Below are 12,412 nucleotides of genomic sequence, written 5' to 3' on the forward strand. Positions count from 1 at the left end.
TTATGAAAACACCATTATAAAATAAAATTAAATTAATTGAATTTAGTAAAAATAAGAGTTTTGTGCAAGTTTCTCGTACAAAATAATCTAGCACCCTATAAAATAAATTAGAACATACAACGAGTAAAAAAAAATGGATAATGGGAAATAAAGAAAAATATAATATTTAATATTAAAAATAATAAAAAATATATGAAAACATGAAAAATAAAAATATAATAAAAAGAATCAATATAAAACAAATAATAATATAATAATATAATAATATAATAAAGAGAATAACTCTAAAATAAAAAAAATAATTAAAAAAATAATGCAATGAATAAAAAACAAAGAATAAATTTATATTCCATGATTAAATAAGGGATGAGTATTAATCATCGAAAATAATTAATCTAGAGAGTTACAGATTTCAACAGCCTTTTGAGCTGCTTTTTCCATAGACACTTCAAATGGAATACCCGCTTCTTCTAATATTCTTTGACCTTCTTCTTCATTAGTACCTGTAAGTCTGATTACAATAGGAATTTCCCTATTAGCAGATTTTATTGCATCAACAACACCTCGTGCAACATCATCTGCCCTTGTAATTCCACCGAGAACATTTAAAAATACAACTTTAACAGGAGGATAATTTAAAACTAAATTAAGAGCTTTTTTAATAGTCTCTTCAGAAGAACCTCCACCAATATCCAAAAAGGTTGCAGGTTTACCTCCATATAAATTAATCATATCCATACCAGTTAAGGTTAATCCAGCACCATTACCAAGAACTGCAATATCCCCATCAAGTTTTACAAAACCAAAATCTTTAGGTTTAGTACCACTTAATTCAATTAAATCCTTATGTCTAAATGAAGCATCATCCTCCACAATGAGCTTTGCATCTGCAGCAAAAATACCCTCTGGTGTAAGTACTAATGGATTAATCTCTACAATATCACAATCATATTTCTTATAAAGATTGACGAGTTTATATATAACTGCTCCAATTTTAGATATAAGTTCTGATTCAACACCCATTTTACAAGCAATCTCACGTGCTTCATAAGGTAAAAATTCATCTAAAGGATTAATATAATATTTAATAATCTTATCAGGGTTGTTTTTAGCAAGGTTTTCGATTTCTACACCACCTTCAGCACTAGCCATAATAATTGTCTTTTTACTTGTTCTATCGGTAGCAACACTAACATAATATTCATTTAAAATATTAGCTTTCTTTTCAACAAGAATATGTTTTACACTTTCACCCTTAATTTTAGAACTTAAAAGTTCTTCAGATAAAGAATATACTTCACCAGGATGATTTGCAAATTTAATTCCACCAGCTTTACCTCTTCCACCAACTAAAACTTGAGATTTTAAAGCTACAGCACAACACATATTAGTTGCAATCTCTACAGCATGTTCTGAATCATAAGCCACATGCCCCTCTAATGTTTCTATACCATTTTCTCTAAAAATCTTTTTTGCAATATGTTCAAAAAATTTCATATACATCCCTTTATTAAATACTAACTTTATATTATAAAAATTCTAAAAGTTTAATTATCTATTAAATTTAATCCTGCTTCAAAAGCTTCTATGTTCTTCTTTTCAGTTCCTTTTGGAACACTATCTAAAATAGCTTTACGAGCAGCTTCTTCAGATACAATACCTGTTGCTTTAACAATTGCGCCTATCATAACAATATTTGCAACAATTTTAAGACCAATATCATTTACAGCAGTTCTTGTTACAGGAGCTTCATAAACATTAATTTCTCGTTTATCAATAAACTCTTGAATTTCATCTAAATCCACCATATCAGGATCAACAATAAGAATTCCTTTCTTATTTAAATCTCCTAAATATTTTATTAAAGCTTCATGAGATAATGCAACAAAAACATCCGGATTTTCAACTTTAGGATAATCAATTTCCTCATCACTAATAACAACTTCACATTTAGAAGCCCCTCCACGAGCTTCAGGACCATAAGATTGGGTTTGTACCGCTTCAAGATTATCAAATAAAGAAGCAGCTTTTCCTATAATGATACCTGCTAAAATAATACCTTGGCCACCAAAACCTCCAAATCTAATTTCATTTCTCATTATATAAACTCCTTAATTATTATTCTCCTTATTTATCAAAAGAATTTAAAAAAGCTGATCGTCTAATGGTTTCATGACCATATAATTCTTTAGATAATTCTTGAAGATTATCTGTAAATTCAGGACTATCTTTATTAACAAATTCACCAACAACAATTTTATCTTTAAGCTCATAATCGCTTAAACCTTTAGCATTATTAATGTAGATTGTTGATTCCTTAATATGATTTACCATTTCTACAGCCTGCTTCATTTTATTTTTTCTTCCAAAATAAGTTGGACATTGTGAAAAAATTTCAATAAATGAAAATCCATTATTTTTTAAACCCCTTTCAATTGATTTAACAGCACTTTCAACTTGAGCTGTAGTCCATCTTGCAACATAAGTTGCACCTGCTGATTCAACAAGTTCTGCTAAGTGAAATGGCTTATCTCTATTTCCATATGGAGCAGTTGAACCAAAACTTCCTTTAGGTGACGTTGGACTAATTTGACCACCGGTCATTCCATAAATATTATTATTAATACAGATAACAGTTAAATTAATATTTCTTCTTGCAGCATGAATTAAATGATTTCCACCAATAGATGCACAATCTCCATCACCTGTAAAGACAACTACATCCAAATCTGGATTTGAAACCTTAAGACCTGTTGCAAAGGAAATTGACCTTCCATGAGTAGTGTGTAAAGAGTCACATTTTACATAACCTGGAATTCTTGAAGAACATCCAATACCTGAAACCATTGCAAGATTGTTAAAATCAATACCTGCTTTTTCCATACCTTTAAAGAATGTGTTTATAATAGTACCATTACCACATCCTGGACAGAAAATATGAGGAAGCCTATCTTCTCTTAAGTATTGAATAAATGGAGCTTTTACTCTTTCTGTCTTTTCATAATTATCTTCAATAGTATATTCATCAATTTCAGACATTTTATGCACCTCCTACTGATTTAATAGCCTTTAATATTTCTCTAGGACTATGTAATGCACCACCAATAACAGGAACAAGTTTAACTTTACAACGACCTGCTACTACCCTTTCAACCTCATGAGACATTTGACCTAAGTTCATCTCAGGAACAATAATAGCTTTAGCTTGATCTGCAATTTGATCTATTTCTTCCACAGGCAAAGGCCATGGAGTATCTATTTTTAAAAGACCTGCTTTAACTCCTTCCTCACGTGCTTTTTCTACAGCAGTAATAGAACTTCTAACAGGCGCCCCATAAGCAACCACAATAATATCTGCATCTTCTAATTGATTTTTTTGAACATGAACAATTTTATCCCTATTTTTTAAGATTTTATTACATAATCTTTTTACAAGTCTTGTATGAGTCAATGGGTCATTAGTATCTGGATAACCCCTTTCATCATGAGTAAGACCAGTTACATGAATATCATATCCATCACCAAATGCAGGCATTGGATTGGTTGCATTTTTTCTATTTTTAAATGGAAGGAATTTATCTAAATCCATTGTAGGTTCTTTTCTTTCTTTAATCTTTACAGTATCAGGAATAGTAATTTTTTCTCTCATATGACCAATAGATTCTTCAGTCATTAAAAATACTGGAACCCTAAATTTTTCAGCTAAATTAAAAGCTTTAATAGTAAAGTCATAATATTCTTGAACAGATGAAGGTGCAAGAGCTATAGGTTCATAATCCCCATGAGAACCCCAACGTGCTTGCATCATATCAGATTGACTTGCCATAGTAGGTTGACCTGTAGAAGGTGAACCTCTTTGAACATCTACAACAACAAGAGGAGTTTCACTCATAAATGCATAACCTAAATTTTCCATCATAAGAGATAATCCAGGACCACTTGTTGCAGTCATAGCTTTACTACCCCCCCAACTAGCACCAATAACTGCACCTATAGATGCAATTTCATCCTCCATTTGTACGAAAGATCCCCCATATTTAGGAAGTAATCTAGCTAAATTTTCAGCTACTTCAGTTGATGGTGTAATAGGATAACCTGCAAAGAATCGGCAACCTCCTCTTATTGCACCTAGTGCACAAGCTTCATTACCTTGAACAAATAAATTTTCAACCATTTCATAACCTCCATAAAATATATAACTAAATTATACAGATAATTTTTCAAATCTTGTTTAACTATGCTTTTGTTTTGCAAAATTAGGATTAAATGCAAAGGTATTATTTTTACTCATCCACCAATTCCTTTCAATATCCACACTAATTGCTTGATCTGGACATACAAGTTCACATTCTTTGCAATTTGAACAATTTTTTTCATTGGCAGGATAAGGTAAAAGAACTTCTTTCTTATTAGGCATGTCACTAACTACATAAACATGCTTATGACATGTATTTACACATAATAGACAGCCCTTACATAAATCCGGATCAATATATATCATAAAAATCTCCTAAATTAATCTAAATATAAATTTATTTCAACTTTATATTATGATAATATATATTCATAAACATTTAAATAATTTATTAAATTAAATAAATTTTAAACATTGTTATATAATATAAAATATGAAATTTTAAAAAATAAAGTTAATAATAAAATATTTAAATATGATTTAATTTTATTTAAAAATTTTATAATAGATTTTGATAAAATGATTAAAATAAAAACACCACTTAATGATGACGACATCCTAAATCTTAAATTAAATGACAAGCTTTTAATAAGTGGAACAATCTATACTGGCCGTGATACAGTACTTCCAAAACTCGTAGATTTACTTGAAAGAAAAGTAAAATTAGACATAAATATTCAAGGAAGTGGCATAATGCACACTGCCGTAAGTGATGCAGGTATTGCAACTACAAGCTCAAACAAAAAGGAAATAGAATCAAGTATTGGACCTTTATCTAAACATGGTATTAAAGTACATATTGGAAAAGGAGCATTAAGTGATAAAACAAAAAGGGAACTTGAAAAATATAATTCTACATACCTAGTATCCCCACCAGTAGCTGCACTTTTAACAGATTGTATAATAAAAAAAGAATGTGTAATGTTTGAAGAAGAAGGTATAGAAGGGTGTTTTAAACTTCAAGTTAAAGATTTACCTGCTGTTGTTACAATAGTTAATGGAAAAAGTATTTATTAATGTTTAGTTTAAAAAATATTTTAAAATAAAAATTTGCAAATAAATTATTACTTTCCATATACTCACCCCATATTTAAATATTTGAAAACTAATTCTAAATTATGCAAAGAAAAGGAATGGCAAATTTACCCATACATGGAGGGCATGCACCAAGATGGTTATGGAACAGAATGGTTAAATTATCAAAGGCCATTAGCGAAGTTATTCTTGAGGAATATGGGCAAAAAGAATTTTTAGAGAGAATATCAAATCCATACTGGTTTCAGAGCTTTTCATGTGTTATTGGATTTGATTGGCACTCATCAGGTACAACGACTACAACATGTGGTGCCCTAAGAGCTGCACTAAATGAAGAAGACCATGGTATAGTTGTGCTTGGAGGCAAAGGTAAAAATTCCTTAAAAACACCGAAACAACTTGAAAATAAAGGAGAATATTTTAATTTTAAAGACAAACAGATTGATGATTTAATTAAAAGTTCTCGTCTAACTGCAAAAATAGATAATTCCTGTATTCAAGACACTTACACCTTATATCAACATAATTTCTTTTTAACTGAAAAAGGCAGTTGGGCTGTAGTTCAACAGGGAATGAACTTAGATGAAAAATATGCAAGAAGATATCATTGGATGAGCGATGAATTTGATAAATTCCTTGAAGATCCCCATACAGCAATAAGTTGTGATAAAAAGGAAAATGAAACCTTAAATATGGCATCAAAAGAAAGTAGTCAGGTACAAAAAATAAGTCTTGATTTGATTAATGATAATCCAGACCATTTACGTAAATATTTTAGAAACAAAGACCCTAATCAGACAAGTTTAATGGATTTTATGAAAGATTCAGATAAAGATTTCAGTGGTTTTAATCTTCAAGAATCTTTAACTCTTCCCTCCCATCACCCCATATATAAAATGGATATGAACGATAGAGAATTTGAAGTTTTAAAAAATGCATATGAACTCCAAGTAGAAAAATATGAAGATTTGATTATGCTTAAAGGAATAGGCCCTAAAAAAATAAGAGCCCTTGCACTAATTAGTGATATAATATATGGAGAGAAAGCAAGTTGGAGAGATCCTGTAAAATATAGTTTTGCACATGGAGGAAAAGATGGTTTTCCATATCCTGTAGATAGAGAAACCTATGACCATTCAATTGAAACAATGAAAGACGCTTTATATCAAGCAAAACTTGATGATGATGAACGATTATCAGCAGTTAAACGATTAAATAAATATATGAATTAATGTTTTATTAAAAGGTAAATAGAAGTATAAAAAGAGAATGAAATAAATTTTTGATGAAAGATAAAAAAAAGTTTAAATTAAATATAATAACGGCAATAAAAATTAAAATCCCTATTAAAAAAGATAAAGAAGTTTAAATTAAAATAATAAAGCCCATAAAAATTAAACTAATAAAAAAAGGTAAAAAAGTTAATAATTAAATAAAGTTAAAATTTATTTTCTTCATGAATATTGACATTTTTTCCATGAAGTGTTGGAATAACCTCAAATACAGGGTCCTCAAATTCAAAATCAAATTCTGCCCCATCCATAAGCAGATGCTGGAAAACTGCAAGTGCAGCAACTTCAGAGTGAGGTTGTGTTGTAACAGAAACATTCCAATCTGCATTTTTATAGATTTTAGAAGGTACTTTACTACCTCCAACAATAATTAATAAATCCCTATCTTCACTACGGACTTCATCAACTATTTTATGTGCCTGTTCACCATACATTGTCAAATGTACTATTTTTCCACCAACGTTTTGCCAGTTTTTAATAAGTGCCAAATAATCATGAACATACTCTACATTAAATTTTCCACCCCAACGGCTTACAATATCTGCAACATTATCCATTAAATGAGTATCTTCTTCACCACTTAACCAAACCTTATCAGCACCAAAGGCTCTTGCTGTTAGACACACATGAGTAGTTATACGTGTATCTCTACCTATTCTATGATCTAATCTTAAAACATGAATTCTCATAAATAATCCTCTCTAATAATAGAATATTATATACAATTTTTAAAATATGAAAAATACTTTTTATCATTATTCGGACTGTATAAATTTTTTAAAAAATGTATTTAATAAATAAAAATATTTAAAATCTTATTGTTCTTTTTAAATATTTAAATAATTATTATTTTTTAATTTTTAAAAAAAAAATCTAATACTTTTATAATTATTTATTTTTTAATAGTTTAAAAGTTTTTAATTAAAACCTCAATATTACATAATTTAAAAAAGACATATCAAAAAAAATATTCTATAATGTACAAAAATATACAACAAAGTTTTAAATAGTACCTTGAAAATATTATTTATTAAAAAGATTTAGTCAAGACAAATTTAAAAAAAATATATAAATTAACAAAATATGTATTTTTTTAAAAATTGAAGTATAAGCGATATTTTAAAAATTGAGGTTTTAAAATGATTTATCCCAATATTGAAGAAATAAAAGAAATAGTAAAAGAGGATGATTACAAAAGAATTCCTATTTGCTATGAAATATATTCAGACACTAAGACTCCAATAGAAGTATTAAGAAGAATTAAAATATTAAGTAACCATTGTTATATACTTGAAAGTGTTGAAGATTCAAAAAATTGGGGTAGATACAGTTTTTTAGGATTTGATCCTATACTTGAGCTAAGTTGTCAAGACAATAAATTAAAAATTAAAGGAAAAAGTAGTTTTACAGATAAAAAAGATTCATTTAATATTAATACAGACGAACCTGGAAAATATATAAGGCAAATTATAAAGGAAAATAAAAGTCCTAAACTTAAAAATTTACCTCCATTTTCAGGAGGACTTGTAGGATATTTTGCTTATGAATATATAAAATATTCAGAAAAGTCCATTGTTTTAGATGGAAAAAATGATGACTCATTTAAAGATGTAGATTTAATGCTTTTTGATAAGGTTATTGTTTTTGATAATTTTAAACAAAAAATAATTATAATTGTCAATATGGAAATTAAAGATGATTTAGTAAAGGAATATGAAAAAACATCAAATCAAATAAAGAATATAGTAAAGGTCATTAAAAACTACAATATTATTGATTTACTAAAAGAAATTAGTAAAGAAAATATAACAAATAAAAAAACCTTAGAAATATTGAAGAAAATAAAATTAAAGACAATGAAGAATTAATAAATAAAATTGATTTAGGTTTTAAAATTAAATCTGATTTTAAGTATTTGTTTTCAAAAGAAGAATATTGTAGTCTTGTTGAGAGGGCTAAAAATTATATTTATGAAGGAGATATTTTTCAGGTTGTATTATCTAATTTAATAGAAACTAAAATGGAAGGCAGCCTATTTGATGTGTATAGGGTTCTTAGAACAACTAATCCTTCACCATACATGTTCTATTTTTCAAGCGATAATATTGAAATTGCGGGGGCATCTCCTGAGACCCTTGTAAAATTAGTGGACAATAAAATTTACACATTTCCACTTGCAGGCACCCGTCCAAGAGGAAAAACAAATAAAGAAGACTTATCCCTTGAGAAGGAATTATTATCTGATGAAAAAGAACTTGCAGAACATAATATGCTTGTTGATTTAGGAAGAAATGATATAGGTAAAATAAGTAAAATTGGTTCTGTCAAATTAAGTAAATATATGAATATTGTAAGATTCTCTCATGTGATGCATATCGGATCAACTATTGAAGCTGAAATAAGAGATGATTATGATTATTTATCTGCAATTGATTCTATTTTACCTGCTGGAACATTATCTGGAGCACCAAAAATAAGAGCATGTTCCATTATTAATGAATTAGAAAAAAATAAAAGAGGCATCTACGGCGGAGCAATAGGTTATATAGATTTAACAGGTAATTTAGACACCTGTATAACAATTCGAGTAGCTTATGCAAAGAATAATAAGGTATTTATCAGATCTGGTGCAGGTATTGTAGCAGATAGTATTGGAGAAAATGAGTACAATGAATGTTTAAACAAAGCACAAGCTGTTATAGATGCTTTAAAGATAGCCAATAAAGGAATAAACTAAATATAACAGGTGAGATTATGATTCTTTTAATAGATAATTATGATAGTTTTGTTTATAACTTATATCAATATATAGCAGAAGGATTAGCTAATATTAACAATTATAATTTAAAAAATGATAAAGATTTAGAAAAAATCTATAATAAGATTAAAGTTATTAGAAATGATGAAATAAGTCTTAAAGAAATAGAAAAATTAAATCCCGACCATATAATCTTATCTCCAGGTCCTGGAAAACCTAAAGATGCTGGAATATGTGAAGAAATTGTAACTTATTATGCTAAAATGAATACACCTATTTTAGGTGTATGTTTAGGTCATCAGGCAATATGTGAAGGATTTGGATCTAGCATAATAAAAGCTAAAAAATTGATGCATGGTAAAACCTCCTACATTGAACATAATGATGATAAGATTTTTAAAAATATGGAAGGAGGTATTATAGTTGCTCGTTATCATTCCCTTGCAGTGGATACTGCTACATTAAATAAAGATTTAAAAATACTTGCAAAAGCAGATGATGGTGAAATAATGGCCGTTAAATATAAAGATTCAAATATTTATGGACTACAATTCCATCCTGAATCTGTTTTAACTCCTGATGGATTAAATATTATTGAAAATTTTTTAAAAATAAATTAAATAAGAATTTTAGGTGTAAAAATGACTTATATTGAAGAAGCGATAGTTAAACTATCAAATAATGAAAATTTATCATTTAATATGGCTAAAGGAACTATGGACGAAATAATGGAAGGTAAAGCAACAAATGTTCAGATAAGCTCTTATTTAATGGGATTAACTATGAAAGGAGAAACAATAAATGAAATTAGTGGTTCTGCAGTTTCAATGCGAAATAATGCTACAAGATTAAATCATTCTATGCCTACTCTTGAAATTGTAGGTACCGGAGGCGATGGATCAAATTCGTTTAATATTTCTACAACATCTGCAATAGTTATATCTTCAGCAGGAGTTGCAGTAACAAAACACGGGAACCGTTCAGCTTCAAGCAATTGTGGCTCTGCAGATGTTTTAGAAGCATTAGGAGTTAATATAAATTTAGAAGTAGAAAAAAGTATGAAACTCTTAGAAGAAATTAATTTAACATTTCTTTTTGCTCAAAAATATCATACTGCAATGAAATATGTTGCACCCGTACGTAAAGAACTAAAAATTAAAACCCTTTTTAATATTTTAGGCCCTATAGCAAATCCTGCTTTTGCATCTTACGAATTAATGGGAGTTTATAGTGAAAAACTTGTTGAACCACTTGGAAATGTTTTAAAAAATATGGGTATTAGAGCTATGGTTGTTTATGGTCAAGACTGTTTAGATGAAATATCTATCTCTAAACCTACAACAATATGTGAAGTGAAAAATGATGAAATATTTAAATATGAAATAAAACCTGAAGATTTTGGTATAAAAAGAGCAGCCCACAATGAACTTCTTGGAGGGGATTGTAAATGTAATGCAAAAATTACTCGAAATATTTTAAAAGGTGAAAAGGGTCCTAAAAGAGATGCTGTCCTACTTAATTCTGGGGCTGCTTTATACTTAAGAGGAGAAGTAGATGACATCAATGAGGGAATTGATTTAGCAGCTAATGTAATAGATAATGGTAAAGCATTAAAACAATTAGATGATTTTATAAAATTATCAAATACTTAAAGGTAAAAGTATGATATTAGATACAATTGTTAAAAAGACTGAAGCTAGACTTAGAAGACTAAAAGAAAATATGCCATTAGAGAAACTTAAGGAAAAAGTAGATTCTCTTGATTGTAATAATGACTTAAAATTTGAAAAGTCTCTAAAAAAGGAGGGAATGTCATATATTTGCGAAATAAAAAAAGCTTCCCCTTCAAAAGGTCTTATTGTAAAAGATGAAGAGTTTGATCCTCTTAAAATTTCAAAAGAATACGAAGATGGAGGAGCATCTGCTATTTCAATACTTACAGAACCTTATTTTTTTAAAGGTTCTAATGAATATTTAAGTTCTGTAAGTCAAAACACCATCCTACCTATTTTAAGAAAAGATTTTATTATAGACGAATATATGATTTATGAAGCAAAACTTTTAGGTGCAGATGCTGTATTACTTATTGCTTCTATTTTAGATAAAGAAATTCTAAAAAAATTTATCAAACTAAGTTATTCCCTTGGTATGTCTGCACTTGTTGAATCACATAATCAAAAAGAACTTGAAAAAGCATTAGATGCTAAAGCTAGAATAATTGGTATAAATAATAGAGACTTAAAAACATTTAAAGTAGATTTTAATAATGTTATAAAATTAAGAAAAAAAGTGCCCTCTGAAATTATATTTATTTCTGAAAGTGGAGTTAAAACAAAAGAAGATATTGACCTTTTAAAAGAAAACAATATAGATGGAGTATTAATTGGAGAATTATTAATGAAAAGTCAAGATAAAAAAGCTATGATAAAATATTTAGATGGGAGCTAGTTGATTTTATGGTAAAGGTAAAAATATGTGGTCTTAAAAGAGCAGAAGATATTGAAATTATAAATAAATATAATGTAGATTATGGGGGATTTGTATTTGCAAAAAGTTCTAGACAAATAAATGCTAAAAAAGCAGAAAAATTATCAAATCTTTTAAAAGATAATATTTCTCCAGTGGGAGTTTTTGTAGATGAAGATATAAATTTTATTTTAGAGTTATTTAATGCAAATATTATAAAAATTGCCCAATTACATGGAAAAGAAGATGAAGAATATATTAAAAAATTGAAAGAAAAATCCCATAATAAAACAAATAAACAAATACCTATAATAAATTCTATTGAAATTAAAGATGAAGATATTAATAAGGTTAATGAAAAAATATTAAATTTAAATAATTCTCTATCAGATTATATTCTATTAGATAGTGGAAAAGGTTCTGGCAAATGTTTTAATTGGAATCTTGTTAATAAAAATAATATAATTAAAAAACCATTTTTTCTAGCAGGAGGCTTAAATAGTAATAATATTAAATTAGCAATAGATGAATTTAATCCCTATTCTGTTGATTTAAGTAGTAGTGTGGAAAAAAATGGATTTAAAGATGAAGAAAAAATTAAAGAAATTGTTGAGATAGTTAAAAATAATATATCTTAGAAAATTATTAATTATAATCAAGGTGAAA

General features: G+C 27.9%; 12 protein-coding genes and 1 pseudogene. 7 read left to right on the top strand and 6 right to left on the bottom strand.

The window, feature by feature from the left end; translation table 11 throughout:
* Positions 1 to 390 precede the first annotated feature (390 nt).
* From sucC to QZ146_RS03685, 5 genes are read right to left on the bottom strand one after another with little or no spacing between them, the layout of a single operon-like run.
* Positions 391 to 1,497, bottom strand: a complete 1,107-nt coding sequence (gene sucC / locus QZ146_RS03665; RefSeq protein ID WP_295722302.1) for an ADP-forming succinate--CoA ligase subunit beta — start codon at positions 1,495 to 1,497, stop codon at positions 391 to 393.
* A gap of 50 nt (positions 1,498 to 1,547) precedes the next feature.
* Positions 1,548 to 2,099, bottom strand: coding sequence for a 2-oxoacid:ferredoxin oxidoreductase subunit gamma (locus QZ146_RS03670; protein WP_295722303.1), 552 nt, complete (start codon positions 2,097 to 2,099; stop codon positions 1,548 to 1,550).
* A gap of 28 nt (positions 2,100 to 2,127) precedes the next feature.
* Complete coding sequence (locus QZ146_RS03675; protein WP_295722304.1) at positions 2,128 to 3,039, bottom strand: 2-oxoacid:ferredoxin oxidoreductase subunit beta; 912 nt, start codon at positions 3,037 to 3,039, stop codon at positions 2,128 to 2,130.
* 1 nt (position 3,040) lies between these two features.
* On the bottom strand, positions 3,041 to 4,174 hold the full coding sequence (locus QZ146_RS03680) for a 2-oxoacid:acceptor oxidoreductase subunit alpha (RefSeq protein WP_295722306.1): 1,134 nt from the start codon (positions 4,172 to 4,174) through the stop codon (positions 3,041 to 3,043).
* 57 nt (positions 4,175 to 4,231) lie between these two features.
* Positions 4,232 to 4,501 carry a ferredoxin family protein gene (locus QZ146_RS03685; RefSeq protein ID WP_295722307.1) on the bottom strand — a complete coding sequence of 90 codons (270 nt, stop codon included), beginning with the start codon at positions 4,499 to 4,501 and terminating at the stop codon, positions 4,232 to 4,234.
* Positions 4,502 to 4,714: 213 nt separating this feature from the next.
* Between QZ146_RS03685 and QZ146_RS03690 the strand changes: the two genes are divergently transcribed.
* The gene (locus QZ146_RS03690) at positions 4,715 to 5,212 is read left to right on the top strand and encodes a fumarate hydratase C-terminal domain-containing protein (RefSeq protein ID WP_295722308.1); all 498 of its coding nucleotides are present in this window, start codon (positions 4,715 to 4,717) and stop codon (positions 5,210 to 5,212) included.
* Positions 5,213 to 5,313: 101 nt separating this feature from the next.
* Positions 5,314 to 6,462 carry a DUF763 domain-containing protein gene (locus tag QZ146_RS03695; RefSeq protein WP_295722309.1) on the top strand — a complete coding sequence of 383 codons (1,149 nt, stop codon included), beginning with the start codon at positions 5,314 to 5,316 and terminating at the stop codon, positions 6,460 to 6,462.
* A gap of 206 nt (positions 6,463 to 6,668) precedes the next feature.
* On the opposite strand, the gene QZ146_RS03700 is transcribed toward QZ146_RS03695, so the two are convergent.
* A complete protein-coding gene (locus QZ146_RS03700; protein WP_295722310.1) occupies positions 6,669 to 7,211 on the bottom strand; it encodes a tRNA (cytidine(56)-2'-O)-methyltransferase in 543 nt (180 codons plus the stop codon).
* Between the two features lie 450 nt (positions 7,212 to 7,661).
* Between QZ146_RS03700 and QZ146_RS03705 the strand changes: the two are divergent.
* The 5 genes and pseudogenes from QZ146_RS03705 (at position 7,662) to QZ146_RS03725 (ending at position 12,384) form a co-directional block, all read left to right on the top strand.
* Positions 7,662 to 9,259 (top strand): annotated as a pseudogene (locus QZ146_RS03705) (anthranilate synthase component I family protein).
* Between the two features lie 17 nt (positions 9,260 to 9,276).
* Positions 9,277 to 9,900 carry an aminodeoxychorismate/anthranilate synthase component II gene (locus QZ146_RS03710; protein WP_295722311.1) on the top strand — a complete coding sequence of 208 codons (624 nt, stop codon included), beginning with the start codon at positions 9,277 to 9,279 and terminating at the stop codon, positions 9,898 to 9,900.
* 21 nt (positions 9,901 to 9,921) lie between these two features.
* The gene (gene trpD, locus QZ146_RS03715; protein WP_295722312.1) at positions 9,922 to 10,932 is read left to right on the top strand and encodes an anthranilate phosphoribosyltransferase; all 1,011 of its coding nucleotides are present in this window, start codon (positions 9,922 to 9,924) and stop codon (positions 10,930 to 10,932) included.
* 10 nt (positions 10,933 to 10,942) lie between these two features.
* Positions 10,943 to 11,728: an indole-3-glycerol phosphate synthase TrpC gene (gene trpC, locus QZ146_RS03720; protein WP_295722313.1), complete on the top strand. Its 786-nt coding sequence runs from the start codon at positions 10,943 to 10,945 to the stop codon at positions 11,726 to 11,728.
* An 8-nt stretch (positions 11,729 to 11,736) separates the two neighbouring features.
* A complete protein-coding gene (locus QZ146_RS03725; protein ID WP_295722314.1) occupies positions 11,737 to 12,384 on the top strand; it encodes a phosphoribosylanthranilate isomerase in 648 nt (215 codons plus the stop codon).
* Positions 12,385 to 12,412: the final 28 nt, after the last annotated feature.

Origin of the sequence: uncultured Methanobrevibacter sp. (assembly GCF_905235195.1) — an archaeon.
In the GTDB taxonomy this organism is placed as follows: domain Archaea; phylum Methanobacteriota; class Methanobacteria; order Methanobacteriales; family Methanobacteriaceae; genus Methanarmilla.